Source organism: Staphylococcus sp. 11007852, assembly GCF_011394325.1.
Taxonomy (GTDB): domain Bacteria; phylum Bacillota; class Bacilli; order Staphylococcales; family Staphylococcaceae; genus Staphylococcus; species Staphylococcus agnetis.
Window position 1 is genome coordinate 61,786 of sequence record NZ_JAANBJ010000007.1, and the last position, 22,743, is coordinate 84,528.

Here is a 22,743-nt window from a genome sequence, read left to right on the forward strand (position 1 = left end):
AACTAAATGGCAAATCCTATAGGTAATATGGTCATAAAAGTTGATTTAGACGGTTCGGGATTTAATCGTGGTATTACTGGATTGAACAGACAAATGCGCATGGTCTCACGTGAGATGAGCGCTAACCTTTCAAAGTTTGGGCGTTATGATCAATCACTTGAAAAGTCTAAAGTAAAAGTTGATGGATTAACGAAACGACAACAAATTCAAGCTCAAAAAGTCAGAGAATTGAAAAATAATTATGCCCAGTTATCGAAAGAAACGGGAGAAAATAGTGCTAAAACACAAGCGGCTGCCGCTAAATATAATCAAGCTTATGCAGAGTTGAATAAATATGAGCAAGAGTTGTCGCAAGCTACTAACGAAATGAAAGAGTTGGAGCGACAACAACAAGTTTTAAACACGACTATGGGTAAGATTGGCAATAAATTTAGTGAGTTGGGACCACGCTTGCAAGAAATTGGCAGTAAAATGCAGTCAGTTGGTCGTAACATGAGCATGTATGTAAGTGCGCCAATTGTTGCCGGGTTTGGTGCAGCAGTTAAGAAGAGTATAGACTTCGATGACTCAATGCGTAAAGTTAAAGCAACTTCAGGTGCTACGGGTAGTGAATTCCAACAACTACGTGATAAAGCACTTGAGATGGGTGCTAAAACAAAATTTAGTGCCAGTGAATCCGCCGATGCATTAAACTACATGGCGCTTGCCGGTTGGGATACTAAAGATATGCTAGGCGGTATTGATGGTGTCATGCAGTTAGCGGCAGCATCAGGTGAAGATTTAGGACAAGTGAGTGACATTGTAACGGACAGTTTAACTGCATTTGGAATGAAAGCGAAAGATAGCGGACACTTTGCCGATGTCTTAGCACAGACGAGTTCTAAAGCCAACACTGATGTACGTGGTTTAGGTGAAGCATTTAAATATGCAGCACCCGTCGCCGGTGCGTTAGGATATACGGTGGAAGATACATCAATAGCAATTGGTTTGATGTCTAACGCTGGTATAAAAGGTGAAAAAGCCGGTACTGCATTACGTACAATGTTTACTAACTTATCAAAGCCCACAGGCGACATGAAAAAGAAAATGGATGAGTTAGGTATATCTATTACTGATAGTAACGGGAACATGTTACCAATGCGTGATGTAATGGATCAATTGCGTGGTAAGTTTAAAAACTTGTCTAAAGAGCAACAAGCGAATGCTGCATCCACAATATTTGGTAAAGAAGCCATGAGTGGTGCGTTAGCAATTATTAATGCATCAGATGAAGATTATCAAAAACTAACAAAGTCAATTGACGGTTCTAAAGGTGCTGCGAATCGTATGTCCAAAGAAATGGAAGGCGGTATTGGGGGTTCACTTCGTCAAATGAAATCGGCTATTGAATCGTTAGCGATTAGTATAGGTGATGTAATGGCACCGTACATTAAAAAGTTAGCGGAATGGGTATCACATGCAGCAAGTAAATTAAATGAGATGCCTAAAGGTACGCAAAAGATAGTTGTCGGTCTAGGTTTAGTGGCCGCTGCAATAGGTCCTTTACTTGTAACACTAGGTGTAATGGTGTCCACAATAGGTAGTGCAATGACTGTAATAGGTCCGTTGATGACAAGCATTAAAACGTTAAGTTTTATTACTAAAGGTTGGGCGTTAGCGACTGGATTTCTAAACACTATACTAGGTGTGGCAAAAGGACAAATTGCATTACAAACTGTCTTAACTGGTAAATATTCTTTAGTCACTAAAACTGCTGCTATTGTAACTCGAGGTTTAGGTTTAGCAATACGATTTATGACTGGTCCAATCGGACTTGTAATCACTGCAGTTGGATTATTGGTTGCTGCAATTGTCCATTTGTGGAGGAACAACGAGACGTTCCGTAACGGTGTAATACGCATTTGGAATTCAATAAAAGATGGTTTATTGACTATTTGGAATGGTATTAAAACATTCGGTATAGCAGTATGGAATGGATTGAAAAATGGTGTAATGTTAATTGTTCAGACATGGTGGACGTTAATGAAAGCTTACTTTAATATATGGAAAGCTGTGATAACCACTATATTCAACACAATTAAAAATGTCATCATTGGTGTGTGGAATACCATTAAATCTGTGACGATGTTTATCATTAATGCTTGGAAGACTGGAATTACGGCAATTTTTAACGGGTTACTTATAATCATTAAAGGCATACTAAATTTATACAAAAATGCATTCATTAATACTTGGAATTTGATTAAATTTGCTGTTATGTCTGTAGCACGTGCAATAGCTAATGTAGTAATCAATAGTTGGAATAACATTAAAAATGCAACTATATTTATTTTCAATTTAGTCAAAGGCATTATTACTACAATTTGGAGTTCGATAAAATCAACGATGTACAGATTGGCAAGTGGCGCGTATCAAATTGTCAAAAATATTTGGTATTCATTAAGTCGCACGACACAAAATATTTTTTCGAGTTTACGAGCATGGATTTCTAGTGTGTGGTCCAGTATTAAAAATTCTGTCGTTAGATATGTCAGGATTTTATGGGACGGCGTTAAACGTACTTGGTACAATTTATTCGACGGAACACGCAATATATTTAATCGCGTTAAATCATTCCTAGTTGATAAGTGGGATTCAATTAAACGTGCAGTTACTGGTATAGCAAGTGATTTATGGGGTGCTGTAAAACGTACGTTTAACAATATGAAAAACGGGCTTGCAAATATTATAGATAAAATCAAAGGTCATATTGGTGGAATGGTTAGTGCCATTAAAAAAGGTTTGAATGGATTAATTGACGGTTTAAACTGGGTAGGCTCTAAATTGAGTTTACCTAAAATACCTAAATTATCCACAGGTACACAACGCATTAACCGACATATAAGCACGACATCTGATGGACGCCTTAAACACGGTACTATGGCAGTCGTGGGAGATAAAGGTCCTGGTAACGGCAGAGGTATTGATGGCAGAAGAGAATTAATCCAATACCCAAACGGACGCACGGCATTAACACCTGCCAAAGACACGACTACATTTTTGCCTAAAGGGTCACGTGTAATTAGTGGTAGTATGCGACAACAGATGTTATCTACTGGCACGCTTCCACACTTAAGTCTTGGTACATGGTTTAATAATGCCAAAGATTGGGTCGGCGATAAAGTTAGAGGCGCTGGCGAGTGGCTTACTGATAAAATTGGTGATGTCCTAGATTATATTGATGACCCGGCTAAATTATTTAATAAGTTACTGTTTAACCTAGGCATCAACTTTGATTCCATAACAAAAGGTATGGGATTAGTTGGAGACATCACACGTGCCGCTTTCAATAAAATCAAAAAGGGTGCCATTGACTGGATGCAAAGTGGTTTCGATTCTCTTGGTGGTGAATTAGTCGGTGGTATTTTAGACCCTGACAAAATTAACTATCATTACGGACACACTGCAGCATATACTGCAGCAACAGGTAGACCATTCCATGAAGGTGTCGATTTTCCTTTTGTTTATCAAACTGTACGTACGCCGATGGGTGGAAGGTTGACGCGTATGCCGTTTATGAGTGGGGGTTATGGTAACTATGTAAAAATTACAAGTGGTGCGATAGATATGTTATTTGCTCACTTAAAAGACTTTAGTAAGTCACCACCATCAGGATCAACTGTTAAGCCAGGTGATGTTGTTGGATTGACTGGTAACACTGGATTTAGTACAGGACCACACTTGCACTTTGAAATGCGTCGAAACGGTCGACACTTCGACCCTGAACCATATTTAAGGAAAGCGAAAGCAAATGGTAGATTAAATGTTGGTGGTGGTAAAGGTTATCCATCAGGTAGTGGCGCAACATATGCAAGTCGCATTATTAGACAAGCACAAAATGTGTTAGGTGGTCGTTATAAATCACGATATATTCATGATGCGATGATGAGACTTGCTAAGCGTGAATCTAATTACCAACCAAACGCGGTTAACAATTGGGATATTAATGCACAACGTGGCACACCTTCAAAAGGCTTGTTCCAAATGATTCAACCGACATTTATGGCTAACGCTAAATCGGGTTACACAAATTTTAATAATCCACTGCACCAAGGCATATCTGCATTACAATATATCGTTAGAAGATATGGTTGGGGTGGCTTTAATCGTGCTGCAGCATACGCATATAAAACTGGTGGTCTCGTCCACAATGGCTTATATCATTTAGGTGACGACGGTTATCCTGAATGGATTATCCCTACAGACCCTAGCCGTGCAGATGACGCAGCTAAATTACTTGCTTTGGCTAGTAATGATATTAGTAAGAATAAACGTCCTAAACACTTTAGTAGCCCTAATGTGGGTGGTAATGGCGATAGCTATTTAGAGAAAAAGTTAGACACAATGATTGGTTTACTAATTAAATTGGTTGGGTCTAACGAAGAAATCGCAAATAAGGATTACGAACCAGTGATTGATAACTTCGGTTTAGGTGATTTTATCAACAAAACCGTAGATAAAAGAGAACGTGACACATCACGTAAACAAAGATTTAACGCAGGAGGTGTGTTTGCTTAATGAACGATACAATAATAGTTAATGATAAGACACTTCCGTGGTTGTTTGTGCAAAGAGGGTTTAAAATACCCTCTTTTAATTTTGCCATAAAAACGGAAAAAGTAGATGGCAGACCTGGTAGCGTTTATCAAGGTCGTAGTTTAAATGAATACAATTTCGAATTACCGCTAGTTATCAGTAATGACCGTTTAGCACATAGTGGCATGAAGTCACACGACGACATTTTGAATGAGTTGGTTAAATTCTTTAACTACGATAAGTCAGTTAAATTACAATTTAAATCAAAAGAATGGTACTGGAATGCACACTTTGAAGGTCCTATTGAGTTATTCAGCAAAACTGAAAACCATATTAATATGGTTAATTTAAAAGTGGTTTTAACTGATCCTTACAAGTATTCTGCAAAAGGTACTAAAAATACTGCAATTAGTGATGCAGTAAGTGTTGTTAATACAGGTACTGCAGATACACCAATAGTTGTGGAAGCAAGGGCATTGAAAAATTCCAATTATTTTATGATCACTAAAAAAGATGAAGATTACTTTATGATTGGTGATGATGATGTGGATAATAAAGTTAAAGATTACTCTCCTTTAATTCTAGGTGATGAGTTACGCACATTAAGTGGTTGGAATAAGCAATCTTCTAATAATATAAATGATAATTATACAGGTGGTGCAGTTGGTGGTACATTTGGACAATCCACAAGTAAAGAAAGTGTTTATTTAAACACTGAAAGTATTAATGGCGAGGGTTGGCAAGGTGCAATGTACAAACGTAGCTTTAGTAAGCAAATCAACAACTTCAGTGTGACATTTAAAATTGCAGTGAATCAAAAACGTAAGGGCGCAAATCGAACAACGCAATATTTATATGACACTGATGGACGCGTAATTGCGTCGATTGGATATACTAACCCTAATGCAAATCAAGCAATAGGACGAATAATTATTTGTTTATATAATCAGAGTGGCGAACCTAAAAAGATTTATGACTATAAAAATAATCCTACGATTTATGGTATGGATGAATTTGTTGTATACATGCGCTTAACACGTATTGGCAAGGAATTCACGATTAAGACTTGGAAGTATAGAGAAATACCTTATCCATTACGTAAGATTGCGTTTGATACACATGAAGTTACATTTACTGATAAAGGCGATTTCTATAATCGACCAATAAGTGCAGTTTCGATTTATTCTGCTAAAAACGGGACTAATAACTTTATGCCAGTGTTTTTATTAGGTAGTTACATTCGTGAATTATTAGAAAAGCCACCTGGAGAAAACGATATGATCATAAAAAGTGGTGATGATATTGTGGTAGATATGGCTAATAATTTAGTAATGGTTAACGGCGAACCATTCATTCACGAAAAAACATTTGGAAGTGACTATTTCAATGTAGAAACTGGTCACACAGAATTGATTATTCAACCGCCTAATACGTTTGATACGACAGTAAAATGGCAAGATAGGTGGTATTAATATGCTGCATGTATTGGATTTTGAAGGTAATATTATAGACTTCATTAGTAAAAATGATAAAGCGGTTATTAATATAAAACATGAGCGTAGTATTAAAGACTATACAGAATTACTAGATATTACAATGCTATCAAGTAGGGCGGTTAAATTTAAAGAACGCAACAGAGTAATCTTTTTAGATAGTAGAAACGAACCTCGTGAATTTATTATTAATCGTATAGAACAGGATAGCATAAGCAAATATTCATTGATTGAATGCAATGCATCCTATTTAGAAGATATTGCCACGGGTGTACCATATGGACCGCATAAATTTGAAAAGTACACTACTACACAAGCACTTAGTGATGTTTTGAAAGATACAGGGTGGAAAGTAAGTGACGACACAGAATATAACGGTACACGTACTACCTCGTGGACTAGCTATCAAACAAGGTTTGATGTACTTAAACAATTAACTACCACATATAAGATGGTTATGGACTTCCACATTGATTTGAATAGCCGTAAAGTTAAATCACGATACGTAAGCTTGAAAGAACCAAAACCTTTGTTTAAAGGTAAAGAAATTGTACGTGGTAAAGATTTATTAGGTTTGAAATGTTCTGTTGATGTATCTGAAGTCCGTACTGCTTTAATATGTTTAGGTCCTGAGAAAGAGAATGGTGAACGTATCAAAGTCATTGTTAAAGATGACGAGGCACAAAAACAGTTTGGTCTACCCACACGTTATATTTGGGATATTTATGAACCTGAAACTGAAGATGAAAATATGACGGAACAACGCTTACGCACATTAGGTACTACTCAACTAAACAAAGTTAAAAGTGCAGCAGTAAGTTATGACGTTACATCTTTAGATATTAAAAAAGCGTATCCGCATGAAATTATCCGTTTAGGTGACATAGTGCGTGTAAAAGATAGGGATTTCACCCCTGCATTATATGTAGAGGGTGAAGTTATATCTGAAACATATAATCCTTTAACAAATGTAAGTGTTTATTCATTTGGGAATTATGTTGAGTATAAAGAATCTGATCTACGTGCAGAATTTGCTAAAAAACTTGATGCGATACGTCAAAAGTTAAATGACGGTTTAACTAATGTTAATACTATCGTTGCAGATGTGGTTGAAGGTAAGCTTGAATATTTCGAACGTAAAATAATTAAAGGTGCTGAACCGCCTGAAAATCCCGTGAACGATATGTTGTGGTTAGACACAAGTAATCCTGATGTAGCAGTATTACGACGATACTGGGAGGGGCAATGGATTAATGCGACGGCAGAGAAAGCCGAAGATATTGGTGCAATCACTCGCGAAAAGGCATTATATAGTGAGTTGAATAACACATTCGTTAACCTATCCATTCAACATAGCAAGTTGTTGAATGAAATGCACTATGTCATGAATAGTGAGTATTTAGTGGACTTTGATTTAAAAGATGAATTGAATTCTAAACTTGACGCTACTGTATCAATTTATAACAACATTAAGAATAACATAGATAGCATGACCGATGAGACTGCCACTATAGGTAAGTTAATCGATACACAAACACTGTTTTTAAATTATAGAACAACTTTGCAAGAATTATACACTGTGGTTGAACGTGCAAAGATAGCGATTGATGAACGATTTAAATTGTTACAATCGCAGTATACTGAAGAAAAGTTTAGAGACGCACTTCAAGGAATTGCAGATAAATTTGGATTACAAGTGAACGAACAGAATCAACTTGTAGGCGAACCTAATGTAGTTGAGAAAGCGGTTATTGCAGTGAGAGAAGATACTAAAGAACAACTTAGAGATTACGTTAAATCAGTTGATTACCAAACAAATCAACAAGGTTTAATTGAACGCATGGAATCGGCAGACGCAGAACGTAAGACACTTGCCGGTCAAATCAGTGATAAAGTCACTAAAGCAGAATATCAAAGTGGCTTAGATAGCATTAAAATCGGTGGCGTGAACTTATTTGAAGCGTATGACAGTGCAACACATGGTAATAGCGTACATTCGTCTATAACGTCCACAGAATCGTTTAGAGGCAAGTATTGGGCGACAACTATATATTCTGCTGATTATCTTAAGAAGATACTCACACCTGGCGAAGAATACACATATTCTTATGAATTAGAAATTGTCGGATTATCTGATTATGACGTTCAGTATGCAGCACAACATGGCATTATCTTATATAGTCAATCGGTTTCGAAAGATCGTATCACAACTAGCTATAAATCAATTGAACGGATATTAAATAATAAATTTAAAGTCACTCAAACATTTGTTGCTCCTGAAATTATTGACCACAGATTTATGGCATATTCAGGTTTATATACACCTGATGGACGATTAGGCACGCAACGTGATTCAAACTTAGTAGAAATACGTAATTTAAAACTAGAAAAAGGGAACAAAGCTACTGATTACACTGAAGCACCATCAGATGTGACACGTGGGACTGATAAGAAGTTGTCTGTTGCTAAAACTGAAATACTACAAGACGGCGAACAAATATCGCAATGGGTATCACGTGAAGTATTTAACGCAAGCAGTCAAACGTTGAACCGTGTTGTGTCAGAATTTATCAACAACACCACAGACGGTATGACGTTTACTTATGATGATAATAGTAATATTCAGTCATTTAACGTAGGACCACAAGGCGTCAAAATTAAAGGTGATAAAGTGGATATTAAACTGAACAAAGAATTTAATCTGCTTGTGGGTGATGTTAGTAAAAAGGCTGATGAAACAAATATTATCAATAAAATTAATTTGTCTCGTGAAGGATTAGACATCAATGTAAATAATATAGGCATACGCGGTGGCGATTCCGTAAATTACCTAGAAATTAAAAATAATAGTGTATTGTCACGAGGTAGATTTACTCGAACATGGGCTAATAAAACTGATTCTGCTAATTTAACACTTGGTATCAGAGAAGGATATTTGATGGTGTCCAACGAAGATACAGGTTATAACCTTTATATGACTGAAAAAGGCTTGTCCACAATGATGAATGCGGCTAGTGGTGAAACTGCGGGTACATTAGAATTTCATTATCAAGGTTACAACGAGAATTCACGCGGGGTACGCTTGCATTCCACATATGGAGCGGTTGCTTTAGAATCAGATCAGTCACGGATATATACTGTAGCCAACTTAACTAATAACATTGAATCAAGGCAATATGGGGTATACATTAGACCTTTTAAAGACACACGTGCTGGTTTAAATGAGTTTTACTTTTATGTAAAAGATAATGACAGTGTTAGTGACACTGACGGTGCTATTCTCTACGGAAACATAAGCGACGAAAGAGGAGAGCATGGTTCAGGTATACGTTTTAGTAAATCGCGTACAGATAATATTGTGTATATTACAAATCGTGATGGAGATATTGGAACGGGAGATATATCAGTAAGAAACGCTGAAATACGAGAACATATCCGCACACAAGGCATGTTAGAAATTAGACAGTGGAATGATGCACGGGCATATAACCAAGTTAAAGTTGGAGCCGTTAACACTACTAATAGTGTAGTTATGGCAAGTCATAGTGGTGGTAACGCTTATTATGGTGTAGGTACACAAGAAATGAGGGTTACTGATAACAACGGATATAATGGAGGCAACACAAGGTATAAAAGTGTTCGTGCTGACACATTTTATGGTAAGACTGCCTCAAATTCTTCCGAAAAATATAAAACCAACATAACAAAATGGGAAGTAGATGCGACGCAGTTAATAAAAGACACTGTGTTTTATGAATATAACTATAAATCCGACTTACAAAATGGTAATGAACAAAAAAGTCACGGAATTATTATAGAAAGAGAAATGCCTAAATTTATTACTAGAGATAATGATTCTATCGACTTGTATGAATTTATTTCAACTATAGGTAAAGCACTACAAGAGCAAATAAAACGTAGTGATGAACTAGAATTTAAATACGAAAATATACTACGAATTTTGGAGGAATATTCTAATGAACAAACAAGTTAATCCACAATGGGTTATTGATAACCTAGCAACTTCAAATGCAGAATTACAAAAAGAAAACGCAATTTTGCGGGCATTAATTACACAATTACAAAACAAGGATAATGAAGCGTCTGACGGTGAATAATCGTTAGGCGTTTTTATTATAAATAAATTTATTGGAGGAATTAAAAATGGAAAACAAAGTAACAGAGTATTATTTAGTAGAAGTGGACAAGAGAGGAGAAGAAAGCTGCTTAATGCAAAACTATTCAAACAGTTTTGTGCGTGGTGCTTCGCCTGCTAATGCATATAAGTTTACCGATGAAGAACAAGTCAAACAGGTATGCGCAATGCAGAATATGTTAGCTGGCATTTTTAAAAATGGAGCTAAAACATATTATGTGAAGCAAGACATTACGCGTAATTCGTTTGATGAAAAAGGCGAACCCTATAAGAAAGATAGAGAAGATGAATCTGACTCATTAGAGGTTTAATAAAAAAGTAGGTGACGTAATGTTTGGTTTTATCAAACGACGAGAGCACGAATGGAGAATCATGCGTTTAGAAGAAAATGATAAAGATATGTTTAAAAAGTTGGATAATATTGAACATAGTCTAAGAACGCAAGAAAAAGTCTATGACAAACTCGATCGAACTTTTGAAGAGTTAAAACAAGACAGATTAAAAGAGGAACAGAACAAAAGAGAAAATGCCAAAAATATTAAAGATCTCAAAATGTGGATGCTTGGTGTAATTGGCACGATTGCCAGTACCATCATCATCGCAATTTTACGTACATTATTTGGGATTTAAGGAGGTGAACGCTATGTTATTTGGATACAGCTTCTGGGCATGCTTCTGGTTTGGGAAATGTAAATAAGATTAAAAGTCGGCGCTAATGCGTCGGCTTTTTAAGTTAAGGAGATGAATTGAATGGATATTAAAGTAGTAGCACGTTACATTGTTTTAATCTTAGCTTTGGTCAACCAGTATTTAACAACGAAGGGCATTAACCCTTTGCCAGTTATTAGTGAAGAAGATATATCCTCTTTATTAATGACAATTATGGGCTTGTACATGGCATATAAGAACAACCCTAATACTAAAGAGGCACAATGGGCTAACCAAAAAATGAAGAAGTATAAAGCGGAACAAAAGTATATTAAAGCAACTGGTGCTATGCCTCAAAAAGACATTGTCGAACCAGTTGAAATCGAGGAGAACCTTTAAGGGTTCTCTTTTTTTGAGGTGATTAAATGAGAACTTTAGATGAGGCTATAAAATGGCTTAACAACTCTGTAGGTAAGCAATACGACTTTGATTTGGCTTTTGGCTACCAATGTTACGATTACGCTAACAGTTACTTCAATTATATGACTGGTTTCAGATTAAGTGGAATGTATGCTAAGGATATTCCTACTGACAATGCTAGTTTACTTCGTGATATAGCGACAGTGTACGAAAATACCCCTAACTTTTTACCGCTACCAGGTGACATAGCTATTTTCAATGGAAGGTACGGAGCTGGTTCTGGGCATGTTGCGGTAGTAACTAAAGCAACATTAAATAGTTTTGAAGTTATCGAGCAAAATTGGCAAGGTGGAGGATATGTGAATGGACGTCCAGGTTGGGAAAGTGCTACAAGACGGTGGCACCAATATGACAACCCAATGTGGTTTATTAGATTGAACTACGCTAAGAAGAAGTCTATTACTAGTCTATTACCTAGCAAGACACCTAAACCAGTTAAACTTAAAGTGGCACTTGTACCTGGTCATGGGTACAATGATCCTGGTGCAGTTGGTAATGGGACTAATGAACGTGATTTTATACGTAAGAACATCGTGCCAAATGTCGCCAAGTATCTGCGCACAGCAGGACATGATGTTTATTTGTATGGTGGGTCTAATATGTCGCAAGATATGTATCAAGACACCGCATATGGTCAACGTCTAGGTAATAAAAAAGATTATGGCTTATACTGGCTTAAGCGCAACCAGAATCCTGATGTAGTTGTTGAGTTTCATTTAGATGCAGCGGGGGCAAGTGCAAGTGGTGGACATGTGATTATTTCAAATAAATTTAATGCAGACACAATAGACAATGGCATACAGTCCGTCATTAAGTCTAATTTGGGTCAAATTCGAGGTGTGACGCCACGTAATGACTTGTTGAATGTCAATGTATCAGCAGAGTTAAATGTCAATTATAGGCTTGCTGAACTAGGTTTTATCACTAACAAAAACGACATGGATTACATTAGAGCGAATACCGAGAAATACTGTCGCGACATCGCTGGGGCTATACACGGCAAACCTATCGGTGGTACGTTAGCAGGTAAAACACAAGTTAATCGTATATCTTGGGGGTTAAGTGGAACATTCTATCCAGATAGAGCGATTAAAGTCCGACGTCAAGCGGGGTTGAATGGTGAAGTAGTTGACCAAGCGTCTTGGCTATATAGTAAAGATGACTGGGTTAAGTTTGATCAAGTGATAAAAAAAGATGACTATTGGTGGATAAGATTTAAATATCAAGCGCCAGGCGCAATTAAAGCCTATTTCTATTGTGCAGTATGTAAGATCACTGACAAAGAAGAAAAAATTAAAAATGAAACTTATTGGGGAAATATTAAGTGGCTATGAGTTGCCGTATAAAACATTAGTATGTTATATTAAATTCGTGAGGAAGTAGTGTTCCCTCTCACACTGAGTATATTTTTCGCGTATTGCATACGACGCTTAAAAGTTGTGACGGTCTTAATTGACCGTCTTTTTTATTAATAAAGACAAAAAATATTAAAAAAACTAGGGTGACAAATGAGCCAAAGTATGTTATGGTTTATAAAGAAAATATCCCTTATGTTATAACTATTTACCTCACATTTTGCAGACAATGTGAAAATTGACGGTCTTAATTGATCGTCTTTTTTATTTGTGTTAATATATTATTACATTTCTTTATTTTTTGTGATGTGGAATTACCTTCAGGCTAGCCGTAATGGTTAGCCACTTTTTTATGTTAAAATGTGAGTACATGCTAAAAATAATAATAGTAATTATTACACTTCCTAACCACCTATGCATGTCACTGGGTGGTTTATAATTAATTATAAAACGATACATAAAATCCGTGCTTAATTTTATGATAAATGGTAGCTATATAATTTTTGTCATTATATGTAGTTTAAAAATAACTTAAATATAATCAGTTAATGAATGTTATTGAATATATGTAGTTGATAAATATATTTGCATGTGTTAAGTTGCTTAAAGTATAAGAAATTATGCTTGATGTTTACTAGATTTTTTCATGTATTTGTTAGAGAGGCGGTCATTTAAGACCGCTTTTTATGTTAAAAGGTTCTTTAAAATATCTTTAGTGATTTTCAATTTCAAATCAGTTTGTTATACTATATAAAGAACATACTTTTAGTTTCATTTATATTACACACGCTATTTAAACTTACTTAAAGGTTTTGAACGGTCTCCATTGACCGTCTTATTGATTTATGTTATTTTAAAGACTGATCAATTTGTTTTAAACCTATGTTTGCAGGCTAACCGTAATGGTTGGCCTGTTTTTGTGCTGAAATATAATTTGTGTGAATCAAACAATTGTTAGGTCTATAGACCTATATATTTTTAATTTAAAAATGATATTATTTATTTAAGCGGAAAGGAGGTTTTACTATGTCAGTAAAAGATGTAATAAAACAATCTTGGGAAGATTTAAAAAGTTTGGAATTTAACTTTCAAAATTTATGTATTTTAGCTATTGCGACAATTATAACGAGTACCATCATAAGCCCGTTATTAGGTATTCCTATCGGTTTGTTAGGTAGTGCATACTATATCCAAAGTCGAAAAAGAAATAAGTCTTAATTTATGCTATAATGGTTATATGAAATAGTTGTTCCATGAAACGACTCGGTCACTGGCACAGACCGCTTAAAGTGCCTACATCACATTAACTGAGAATTCACATGTGCGATTGACGAATCGGTTTGCTGTGTCCTCGAATGAGGGTAGGTTAATGTGGTGTGTTTTAATATAATTGTTTAGAAGGTTGCATAATTTTTTTTAAAATGATATGATTATTTTACCCTAATTAGCAACAGTATCTAGATTAGTAAGTGCTTAGCCGTAACTAATAAAAAGTTACGGCTTTTTATCTATAAAAATAAGGTTGTTGATATCAAAATATAGTCTAAAGCAATATGAGGTATCGCTCCACCTAACAATGACTTTGATTTAAACCACATAAATGTAAAAGGGACTCTTATAGCACTTATAACTATTAGACTTTGATAAACATTCCAATCATAAGTTGGTAAATGAATAGCACCAAACACCAGTGAACTAACTAACACTGAAGTAAATATTGCGATTTTTTTAGATGTGTATTTTAAAAGTAAAATTAGAATCGGTAAACAAACTGCAGCAGTAATTAATTCTTCTCCTAATAAGTGAATCCATCCAAGAGCATAAAACATACCCTTTGAGAATAGGTCATTACTATTGGATATTTGTTCAATTCCTTGATTAGCAGATAAATTAGCTATACCTAAAAGTTTTCCTATTAAAACTGTAGAAGCACCTATAAGTATACAAGATAATGCTATTAATGGGGTCCATAAAAGCATATTAGCTTTAGGTAATTTTAATAATTTTTTTACACCCATTTTTCCATATTGAAAATATAACGTTGCAATACCTGCGATTGGTAAAAATAAATAATCAAAGTATCCAAAATTAATCGAATATGTTGTTTTTAGAATAATTAGTACATATAACGTAATCAAAGCGGTGAACCAATGCTTAGTAAGCTTAATCTCATTCACAAACATAAAAACCTCCTTAAAATCAATTCTTTTATATTCAAACTAAATTTAGATTAAATTACTACAATATGATAACATATATTATCATTCTAAAAGTTTGTTTAAGGTATATTTAAATTAGAGTTAATCTTTTCGTTTGAGATGTTTGATGTTCAATAATATTACCTTGACTTAAATATTAACTTGGGTCCCTAAAGGGTCCCTAAAAGTTAGTGTGATATGGTATGTAAATAACAATAAAAATAAAAAGAACCCCGTCGTTATGGGATTCTTAATTTCGAAAAATGTTTAAATTTCTCTTATTAGCGTCCTGGGAGGGATTCGAACCCCCGACCGATGGCTTAGAAGGCCATTGCTCTATCCAGCTGAGCTACCAGGACATTTTTAACACAAGATTAATTATAGCTAATCCATAACGATAAATCAATATGAGCTTTAAAAAATTTATTTTCTTTTGACACCATTCACAAAAAAATTACAACATTATATAAATGTGAGATGGAGGACGATGATCCGCGGACATTAAATGATGAGTACTATAGCAGTAATCGCTATGCTTTTAATATATATAGAAGGAGATAGACAGAGACCAAAAGCATGATGACACCTACAGCAAAAAGGAGAATGACATATTTCTCAATGTGAGGAATATGATCTATTTTCCAAAAAAATTCAAATCCACCTTGCTGATCTAGCGCAATGGCAATAAATAGTAAGATATTAAGCGTGCCTAAAACAGATGTAAGTAATAATAGAAGTAACATGTTTCTCATCCTTTTTGCTGAGTTATTTTATTAAGCATATCATGTTTCAATTTCTTTTAAACTGACTAGTGATATTTTATCAATAATCATATCTTGTTGGTTTAATATAAACGCAAGCGGTGTACTTTTAAGATATAAATCGTCACGATTGTATCGTGTCACAATATTGATCCGTTTTAAATGAGGATGTTGTGCGACAAATGCTTCCACAACAGGAGGTTCATCTACAAAAACAAGTGTGATGTGTGCTGTATCTGACATTTTTGAAAATGTCTTGAATAGGCGTTGGCAAACCGTACACGTCGTACTGACAGCAATCACAACATGACGTCTTTGAGATTTTGAACGTTTATTGTAATTTGGAAATGTTGTTCCGATAGGGAGGCCACTCATTTCTCGGCGTGTTTTGTTAATTTTGTTTAATACAATAAGGTGGCCAATTCCACTCAAAATTATAAATAGTACAATTAGATAACTCATTTGTGTCCTCCTAAATGTTAATATAAATATTATACCTCAATCGTATCTCGTCGTCATATACTAAAAAATATCCACAATTTTCAAACAGTGATATTGAGGTTGATATTCGTTTAAAACCTTTTTTCAAAGTTATCGATGAACGATGTGATGATGAATGGGAAACACGTATATTAACCTATAAACGAAATGCTTAAGTTAAAAAAGCCACCGACTTAGTTAAGGCAGTGGCTGACAACTTTATAAATAAACATGTCCTTTAGCATAATGAAATGTTTCTCGTGTTGGTGTTTGGATAACACTTAAAAGCGTTAATACCCCAATTTTTCCTGCAATCATTGTTAAAATAATGAGTATTTTAGCAACAGAATTGTATTCTGTGGAGATACCTGTAGACAATCCTACAGTACCAAAAGCGGAAACAACTTCAAATGCTAAGTCTTCAAAATTCAAATTAGGTTGAGCAATGGAAATTAATAAAATAATGAGTATGACAAAACTACTCGCAGCAATGGCTATTGCTAAAGCTTTCTCCATTTGTTTTCTAACAATAGTACGATTAAAAATTTGCGTATGTTGATGTCCTTTTAAAATTGTAATAACAAAAGCAATGACTAAAGCAAATGTCGTCACTTTAATACCGCCAGCAGCACTCATTGGCCCAGCTCCTATAAACATTAAAAGAATCATTAATAACATCGTACCAGGTGCTAGGTGCGACATGTCTACAGTATTGAAGCCAGCAGTACGTGTCGTAATAGATTGGAAAAGCGATGCTTGGATTTGTTGCGGTAAGGTCATTGATTTTAAAACACCATTCATTTCTAATATCCAAAAACAAAATGCGCCGACAGTGATTAAAATGAAGGTTAACATGATTGTAATTTTAGAGTGGAATTGTAAGCGCCTACCGCGTTTCAAAGTGACTAAATCTAACAAAACAATATAACCTAGACCACCAAAAATAATTAAAAGTGCAACTGTTAAGTTTACAATCGGGTTCGTAGCATATGAAATTAAATTATCTGAAAAGAGTGCGAAACCAGCGTTATTTAAAGATGATATTGAGGTGAATAGACTAATAAAGATACCTCGATCCCATCCATACTGCGGTACAAATACAAAAGATAAAATAAATGTCCCGATTCCCTCAAAAATCACATTAAATAATAAGATTGATTTCAGAAAAAATGTATAGTTTCGTGCATCTTCAGTATTTAACTCAAGTTGAAATAGTATATTTTCTCGCACTGAAAGCGATTTTTGTGTGAATTTTAATGCCAACATGGACACTGTTACTATCCCCATACCACCTATTTGAATCAATGTCATAATCACGATATCGCCAAGTAGGTTGAATTGCTTTGTTATATCTACAGTAGCCAATCCGGTCACTGTAAAAGCGCTAGTCGCAACATACATAGCATCTAAAAATGATATTGGTTTTTGACCGGACCATGGGAGGTATAATAGTAAACTTCCAATCAACGTCGTAGATAAAAACAATGTCAAATAAATTAATATTGGTTGTTTTTTACTATGCATAATATGCGCCTCGGTTCTTTTTGAAAATATCATAACATGATTATTATGATAAGCAAGTAATATTTAGCTTATTTGTTTATTTTTAAGAAGTAAATAAGGCGGGGATAAATTGCAGTGTGGGGATAGTAAGGAAAGCAATTAAAAACAATATATAAATGAAAAAACCAATGTACCTTTACGATACATTGGTTTTTATAGTGTGCTTATTTTTTAGTAAATGTGTCAACTAAGCCTTTGATTAATTTGATAATGCCAAGAATGATATCAGTCCAGATCATAATGATAACCTCCTCTTATTTAATTACATCTTAAGTATAAATGGCATGACTTCAAAATAGGGCTTCGTTTCCTATAATGACGTTATAGTTGCATAACTGTTTTAAACATCACTTTTTTTAAACGCCTAGGCATTCATAATAAAGCGTAACTGTTTTTCATCCAGCTGTTTTTAGGGGATAATATTTTGTGTAGGGTACATTTCTGAAGTTGTAACTCATCAACAATCAATTCGAATATAAACACTGAGATGGATGTCATTAAGGTTAAAAAAATTTGTATTACCGCATTGTTTATTAAATTACATGTCAGGGATGTAAAGAGATTGTAAAAGCGTAAGACGTATAGGCAACTCAAACGTCTTTAAAAAGATGTGAGTTGGACAGTTAAGTATGAAAATTGGCGTTTTTAGAACTGAGAGACAATTTAATAAAATGTCACGTTATAGTGTGGATAACAAAACAAAGAACGATTCAATCAATCGCTATTTTGTTTTGGAAAATCTATAACTAAAGGAGTGGCGTTTATGTCAGATTTAATTAATGTAATTAAAGATACGATTCAAGCAGGTATGAATCATGATTGGGTATCTATGGGGACTGGTATTGCAGATATTTTAGCAAAAGGTATCAATGTCATCTCTGGTTTAATCGGCGGTTAAGCCATCAAAAAATATAACTTGTTAAATGAAAATATGTTTAAAAATACCCCTTGCTTGGTAAAAAATTTCACCTTGCAAGGGGTATTATAATTAATGTTTATGAATGCTTTGGATCCCATATTAAAATGTCATGCCCATCATCATTTTTGGCGTTCAAATCTTTAAAACCATTATCAATAAAGAATGATTTAGATTCAAAACGTGCAATCGCTTTAATGGGTTCATTAAATGATTTGGCAAATTCAAGTAATTTAGACCCATAGCCTTTTCCCTGATATTTCTTTAAAACTTCTAATTTCCAAACGACTAAATAGTCATCATAATCTGGGAAGTATGTTTCTTCAACTTCCCCTTTACGATAAAGTGCCATACGTGCACCTATCTTTTCACCGACATAAATGCCATAAAACGGTGAGTCTGAGCTTGCATCAATCATTTCCCCATGCAATTCATCGACCATATAGAGGTCTTTATTTCCGAAGTTTCTAAATTCTTCGAAAAGTTCCCCTGTACGATAGTTAATGTCTAGATGTACCACCTTTGTCATCAAAACGACCCCCTTGTATTTTTATTTAATTATAACTTATTTATTTATGTAATGAAAAGTAAAAATCAACAGGCTTAAACGTGAGTCGTTTAAGCCTGTTGATTTGTGAGAGAGAATAGATAGTTGATTATTGATTATTTTTGGATGGGTTGTTTTCCACCTGATGTGAATATTGCGATGATTTGTTTAATTAATTCGATTATGATTCCCATTTGAATCACCTCCACTTATACTTTAACGCTAAGCAGTGGGTATCGGCTTATTTATGCGTGAAATATAAATTGTGATGCTTAGCTGTATTTCTGAAAGATACTGATTACAGTGAAGATGCCTAACTGTAGTAAATATAAGCCGTTAAATTGTCATAATGATTCTTTATGATTATACTGTTAGGGAATACGGTTTAAGGAGACAAAGCATGGATTGTTATAAAGTCATAGTGAATGAAAAGGATCAATTTATATCTCAATATACACAACACGATCATAATTTGATGCAATTTTATGATTTTGATCCTAACAAAGATGAAAGTTTTAAGACACGTATGGCACAATCGAATAATGGCAGAGAGCAGCAGTTAGCAAACGTTATTCGACAATACATGTCTGATCTATCTCTATCAACAGCGCAAGCGCGTGCCCTTGAGCATTTGGCTCAAGGTGCAAAAGTTGTAATTGGTGGTCAGCAAGCAGGGCTATTAAGTGGACCATTATATACGTTTCATAAAGTGTTATCTATCATTGTCAAATCATCGGAGCTATCAACAACGTATCAACAACCCGTTGTTCCTGTATTTTGGATTGCGGGGGAAGATCATGATTTTGATGAGGTCAATCATACGTATGTATATAATGAAGAAAAAGGTCAACTCACAAAAGTGAAGTATCATACCATGACGCCACCAGAGACGTCTGTCTCTCACTTTAAACATGATGATGAAGCACTAATGCATGTCATTGAACACTATTTTAAAGAAATTCCAGAAACATCTTACACAAAGCAGCTCATCCACGATCTAAAAGATATGGTGCGTCTTTCAACTAATTGGTCTGACTTGTTTAAACATCTGATACATCGATGTTTTAAGCACCATGGTATTTTACTAATTGATGCAAGTTATCAACCTTTAAGAGAATTAGAGCGTCCATTCTTAAAAACATTATTAAAACACCATTTGGAAGTGGATCGTGCCTTTAGAGAAGGACAAGATAAAACAGTTGCTCATGGATTACCGCAAATGATTGAAACAGATACCAACGTACATTTGTTTTTAGAAATAGATGGTCAACGCCAATTACTTCGCTACCAAAATAACGCATACGTGACGACTAAACATGACGGGGAGTTTTCAGAAGAAGATTTACAACAGATAATCTCACAAGCACCTGAACGATTTTCTAACAATGTGGTTACACGTCCATTAATGCAAGAGTGGCTATTTAATACAGTCGCTTTTATAGGTGGCCCGAGTGAGATTAAATATTGGGCTGAATTACACGATGCGTTTAAAACATTAGACATTAAGATGCCTATAGTGTTACCGCGAATGAGAATAACATATGTCTCACCTAAAACTAAAAAATTACTCAAACAATATGATTTGAATATAAATGAAGTGATTGAAAAAGGTGCAACAGATGCAAAAAATAGGTTTGTACGCGCACAGGCATCAGAAACGGTATTAAATGATATTACACAAATGATTGCACATCAAAAATCTTTTTATGACAAATTAGCAAGAGAAATGTCAGCAACAGTAGATAATAAAAATTTATTAGAGAAAAATCATAAAATACAACTTCACCAATACGAGTATTTGAAACAACGTTATTTAAGAAATATCGAAAAAGAGAATGACATTAGTATGCGACATTTTAATCAATTAACGTCTGTGCTCCATCCGATGGGTGGGTTACAAGAACGTGTACTCAATCCAATCCAATTTTTAAATATTTTTGGGTGGGATATGTACACGTCCTCCACTTTCCCTCCACTCGATTACACTTTTGAACAAATTGTGATAGAAATATGATTATATCAATGGTTTGAGAGGGGTTCGAAGAAATTCGAACCTCTCTTTTTTGTGTCTAAATTGATAAAATTTGGACATTTTTACAGAATTAGTGGAGGATAGTGGGGAGATGTGGTAAATTATAAATAAGGTGAGGTGAGATAAGATGTTCATGGGTGAATTCGAAAACAAACTTGATACTAAAGGACGTATGATTGTACCGTCCAAGTTTCGTTATGACCTCAATGAGCGTTTTATTATCACGCGAGGCCTTGATAAATGTTTGTTCGGTTACACACTTGAAGAATGGCAAACCATTGAAGAGAAAATGAAAACCTTACCTATGACCAAAAAAGACGCAAGAAAATTCATGCGTATGTTCTTCTCTGGTGCGATTGAAGTGGAAATTGACAAACAAGGTAGAATCAACATCCCTGCTAAATTGCGCGATTACGCAAATCTTGATAAAGACTGTACTGTGATTGGTGTGTCTAACCGTATTGAAATATGGGATCGCCAAACATGGAACGATTTTTATGACGAATCTGAAGACAGTTTTGAAGAAATAGCAGAAGATTTAATTGATTTTGATTTTTAAATAAGAGCTGTGAAATGAAAATGGAGGGTTCGAAGTGTTCCATCACATAAGCGTGTTATTGAAGGAGACAGTAGACCAATTAAATATTAAAGAAGATGGTGTCTACGTTGACTGCACGTTAGGTGGCGCAGGACACTCTGCATATTTACTTAGTCAGTTGTCTGACAGCGGGAAATTAATCGCTATAGACCAAGACATGACAGCAATCAACAACGCAAAAGAGAAACTGAAAAACGAACTTCACAAAGTTACATTTGTGCATAATAACTTTAGAAATTTAGCAGAAGTGTTAAATGACTTACACATTGAAAAAGTGGATGGTATTTTATATGACTTAGGCGTATCAAGTCCACAACTTGATATTCCAGAACGCGGCTTTAGCTATCATCATGATGCTAGGTTAGATATGAGGATGGATCAAACACAGTCACTTTCCGCTTATGAAGTTGTAAATGAGTGGCCATACGAGGATTTGGTTAAAATATTTTTCCGTTATGGAGAGGAGAAGTTTTCTAAGCAAATCGCCCGTAAAATTGAATCTAAACGACAAATTCAACCTATTGAAACAACATTAGAGCTTGTGGAACTTATTAAAGAAGGCATTCCCGCTAAAGCGAGGCGTAAGGGAGGGCATCCTGCTAAGCGCGTATTTCAAGCGATACGTATAGCAGTTAATGATGAATTATCAGCATTTGAAGATTCTCTCGAGCAAGCTATTGAGCATGTAAAAATAAACGGACGCATTTCTGTCATTACCTTTCATTCATTGGAAGATCGTTTATGTAAACAAATGTTTCAAGAGTATGAAAAAGGACCGGATGTTCCAAGAGGATTGCCGGTTGTTCCAGAAGCGTACACACCGAAATTAAAACGTGTGAATCGCAAACCTATTGTCGCTAGTGATTCGGATTTGGAAGAAAATAACCGCGCTAGAAGCGCAAAGCTTAGAGTGGCTGAAATATTGAAATAAAGGGGCGAAA

18 protein-coding genes, 1 tRNA gene and 1 pseudogene are annotated in these 22,743 nt (G+C 35.0%); 13 read left to right on the forward strand and 7 right to left on the reverse strand.

Annotation, left to right across the window (positions count from 1 at the left end; genetic code table 11):
• Positions 1–6 precede the first annotated feature (6 nt).
• The 9 genes and pseudogenes from G8Y85_RS01640 to G8Y85_RS01680 all read left to right on the forward strand — a co-directional run bounded on the left by G8Y85_RS01640 (position 7) and on the right by G8Y85_RS01680 (position 13,925).
• Positions 7–4,557 (forward strand): phage tail tape measure protein, encoded by a 4,551-nt coding sequence (locus G8Y85_RS01640; protein WP_165805348.1) that lies wholly within the window; start codon positions 7–9, stop codon positions 4,555–4,557.
• On the forward strand, positions 4,557–6,047 hold the full coding sequence (locus G8Y85_RS01645) for a phage distal tail protein (protein ID WP_107633756.1): 1,491 nt from the start codon (positions 4,557–4,559) through the stop codon (positions 6,045–6,047). The genes G8Y85_RS01640 and G8Y85_RS01645 overlap by 1 nt, the downstream gene beginning before the upstream one ends.
• Before the next feature lies 1 nt (position 6,048).
• Positions 6,049–8,004, forward strand: a pseudogene (locus G8Y85_RS12505) (phage tail spike protein); the annotation flags it as partial.
• A gap of 2,041 nt (positions 8,005–10,045) precedes the next feature.
• Complete coding sequence (locus G8Y85_RS01655; protein WP_157950547.1) at positions 10,046–10,186, forward strand: hypothetical protein; 141 nt, start codon at positions 10,046–10,048, stop codon at positions 10,184–10,186.
• Between the two features lie 46 nt (positions 10,187–10,232).
• The gene (locus G8Y85_RS01660) at positions 10,233–10,535 is read left to right on the forward strand and encodes a hypothetical protein (protein WP_103346026.1); all 303 of its coding nucleotides are present in this window, start codon (positions 10,233–10,235) and stop codon (positions 10,533–10,535) included.
• 19 nt (positions 10,536–10,554) lie between these two features.
• Positions 10,555–10,854, forward strand: coding sequence for a DUF2951 family protein (locus G8Y85_RS01665; RefSeq protein WP_103346027.1), 300 nt, complete (start codon positions 10,555–10,557; stop codon positions 10,852–10,854).
• Positions 10,855–10,974: 120 nt separating this feature from the next.
• Positions 10,975–11,271 carry a phage holin gene (locus G8Y85_RS01670; protein ID WP_103346028.1) on the forward strand — a complete coding sequence of 99 codons (297 nt, stop codon included), beginning with the start codon at positions 10,975–10,977 and terminating at the stop codon, positions 11,269–11,271.
• 26 nt (positions 11,272–11,297) lie between these two features.
• The gene (locus G8Y85_RS01675) at positions 11,298–12,686 is read left to right on the forward strand and encodes an N-acetylmuramoyl-L-alanine amidase (protein WP_107400329.1); all 1,389 of its coding nucleotides are present in this window, start codon (positions 11,298–11,300) and stop codon (positions 12,684–12,686) included.
• A 1,047-nt stretch (positions 12,687–13,733) separates the two neighbouring features.
• The gene (locus G8Y85_RS01680) at positions 13,734–13,925 is read left to right on the forward strand and encodes a VraH family peptide resistance protein (RefSeq protein WP_037564850.1); all 192 of its coding nucleotides are present in this window, start codon (positions 13,734–13,736) and stop codon (positions 13,923–13,925) included.
• Between the two features lie 290 nt (positions 13,926–14,215).
• Here the strand turns inward: G8Y85_RS01680 and G8Y85_RS01685 are convergent, their stop codons facing one another.
• The 6 genes from G8Y85_RS01685 to G8Y85_RS12510 all read right to left on the reverse strand — a co-directional run bounded on the left by G8Y85_RS01685 (position 14,216) and on the right by G8Y85_RS12510 (position 17,948).
• Entirely contained in the window at positions 14,216–14,890 is a 675-nt protein-coding gene (locus tag G8Y85_RS01685) for a CPBP family glutamic-type intramembrane protease (RefSeq protein WP_037564847.1), read from the reverse strand.
• 300 nt (positions 14,891–15,190) lie between these two features.
• Positions 15,191–15,264: transfer RNA gene (locus tag G8Y85_RS01690), tRNA-Arg, on the reverse strand.
• A 171-nt stretch (positions 15,265–15,435) separates the two neighbouring features.
• Entirely contained in the window at positions 15,436–15,648 is a 213-nt protein-coding gene (locus G8Y85_RS01695; protein WP_103346120.1) for a hypothetical protein, read from the reverse strand.
• Positions 15,649–15,687: 39 nt separating this feature from the next.
• On the reverse strand, positions 15,688–16,128 hold the full coding sequence (locus G8Y85_RS01700) for a hypothetical protein (protein WP_060550845.1): 441 nt from the start codon (positions 16,126–16,128) through the stop codon (positions 15,688–15,690).
• A 237-nt stretch (positions 16,129–16,365) separates the two neighbouring features.
• Positions 16,366–17,670 carry a TrkH family potassium uptake protein gene (locus G8Y85_RS01705; protein WP_060550846.1) on the reverse strand — a complete coding sequence of 435 codons (1,305 nt, stop codon included), beginning with the start codon at positions 17,668–17,670 and terminating at the stop codon, positions 16,366–16,368.
• Positions 17,671–17,873: 203 nt separating this feature from the next.
• On the reverse strand, positions 17,874–17,948 hold the full coding sequence (locus G8Y85_RS12510) for an alpha-1/alpha-2 family phenol-soluble modulin (protein ID WP_103346173.1): 75 nt from the start codon (positions 17,946–17,948) through the stop codon (positions 17,874–17,876).
• A 524-nt stretch (positions 17,949–18,472) separates the two neighbouring features.
• Between G8Y85_RS12510 and G8Y85_RS01715 the strand changes: the two genes are divergently transcribed.
• Positions 18,473–18,607 (forward strand): beta-class phenol-soluble modulin, encoded by a 135-nt coding sequence (locus G8Y85_RS01715; protein ID WP_037564837.1) that lies wholly within the window; start codon positions 18,473–18,475, stop codon positions 18,605–18,607.
• 97 nt (positions 18,608–18,704) lie between these two features.
• Here the strand turns inward: G8Y85_RS01715 and G8Y85_RS01720 are convergent, their stop codons facing one another.
• Positions 18,705–19,154: an N-acetyltransferase gene (locus G8Y85_RS01720; RefSeq protein ID WP_165805350.1), complete on the reverse strand. Its 450-nt coding sequence runs from the start codon at positions 19,152–19,154 to the stop codon at positions 18,705–18,707.
• A gap of 418 nt (positions 19,155–19,572) precedes the next feature.
• On the opposite strand from G8Y85_RS01720, the gene bshC reads away from it, so the two are divergent.
• From bshC to rsmH, 3 genes are all read left to right on the forward strand, one after another.
• Positions 19,573–21,186, forward strand: a complete 1,614-nt coding sequence (bshC, locus tag G8Y85_RS01725) for a bacillithiol biosynthesis cysteine-adding enzyme BshC (RefSeq protein ID WP_103346121.1) — start codon at positions 19,573–19,575, stop codon at positions 21,184–21,186.
• A gap of 145 nt (positions 21,187–21,331) precedes the next feature.
• Positions 21,332–21,763 carry a division/cell wall cluster transcriptional repressor MraZ gene (mraZ, locus tag G8Y85_RS01730; RefSeq protein WP_103346122.1) on the forward strand — a complete coding sequence of 144 codons (432 nt, stop codon included), beginning with the start codon at positions 21,332–21,334 and terminating at the stop codon, positions 21,761–21,763.
• 34 nt (positions 21,764–21,797) lie between these two features.
• Positions 21,798–22,733 carry a 16S rRNA (cytosine(1402)-N(4))-methyltransferase RsmH gene (gene rsmH / locus G8Y85_RS01735; protein ID WP_037564832.1) on the forward strand — a complete coding sequence of 312 codons (936 nt, stop codon included), beginning with the start codon at positions 21,798–21,800 and terminating at the stop codon, positions 22,731–22,733.
• Positions 22,734–22,743: the final 10 nt, after the last annotated feature.

What these genes read in the sequence shown, in the direction of transcription:
- G8Y85_RS01640 (WP_165805348.1), top strand. Translation starts at nt 7, where the DNA reads ATGGCAAATCCTATAGGTAATATGGTCATAAAAGTTGATTTAGACGGT.
- G8Y85_RS01645 (WP_107633756.1), top strand. Translation starts at nt 4,557, where the DNA reads ATGAACGATACAATAATAGTTAATGATAAGACACTTCCGTGGTTGTTT.
- G8Y85_RS01655 (WP_157950547.1), top strand. Translation starts at nt 10,046, where the DNA reads ATGAACAAACAAGTTAATCCACAATGGGTTATTGATAACCTAGCAACT.
- G8Y85_RS01660 (WP_103346026.1), top strand. Translation starts at nt 10,233, where the DNA reads ATGGAAAACAAAGTAACAGAGTATTATTTAGTAGAAGTGGACAAGAGA.
- G8Y85_RS01665 (WP_103346027.1), top strand. Translation starts at nt 10,555, where the DNA reads ATGTTTGGTTTTATCAAACGACGAGAGCACGAATGGAGAATCATGCGT.
- G8Y85_RS01670 (WP_103346028.1), top strand. Translation starts at nt 10,975, where the DNA reads ATGGATATTAAAGTAGTAGCACGTTACATTGTTTTAATCTTAGCTTTG.
- G8Y85_RS01675 (WP_107400329.1), top strand. Translation starts at nt 11,298, where the DNA reads ATGAGAACTTTAGATGAGGCTATAAAATGGCTTAACAACTCTGTAGGT.
- G8Y85_RS01680 (WP_037564850.1), top strand. Translation starts at nt 13,734, where the DNA reads ATGTCAGTAAAAGATGTAATAAAACAATCTTGGGAAGATTTAAAAAGT.
- G8Y85_RS01685 (WP_037564847.1), bottom strand. Translation starts at nt 14,890, where the DNA reads ATGTTTGTGAATGAGATTAAGCTTACTAAGCATTGGTTCACCGCTTTG.
- G8Y85_RS01695 (WP_103346120.1), bottom strand. Translation starts at nt 15,648, where the DNA reads ATGTTACTTCTATTATTACTTACATCTGTTTTAGGCACGCTTAATATC.
- G8Y85_RS01700 (WP_060550845.1), bottom strand. Translation starts at nt 16,128, where the DNA reads ATGAGTTATCTAATTGTACTATTTATAATTTTGAGTGGAATTGGCCAC.
- G8Y85_RS01705 (WP_060550846.1), bottom strand. Translation starts at nt 17,670, where the DNA reads ATGCATAGTAAAAAACAACCAATATTAATTTATTTGACATTGTTTTTA.
- G8Y85_RS01715 (WP_037564837.1), top strand. Translation starts at nt 18,473, where the DNA reads ATGTCAGATTTAATTAATGTAATTAAAGATACGATTCAAGCAGGTATG.
- G8Y85_RS01720 (WP_165805350.1), bottom strand. Translation starts at nt 19,154, where the DNA reads ATGACAAAGGTGGTACATCTAGACATTAACTATCGTACAGGGGAACTT.
- bshC (WP_103346121.1), top strand. Translation starts at nt 19,573, where the DNA reads ATGGATTGTTATAAAGTCATAGTGAATGAAAAGGATCAATTTATATCT.
- mraZ (WP_103346122.1), top strand. Translation starts at nt 21,332, where the DNA reads ATGTTCATGGGTGAATTCGAAAACAAACTTGATACTAAAGGACGTATG.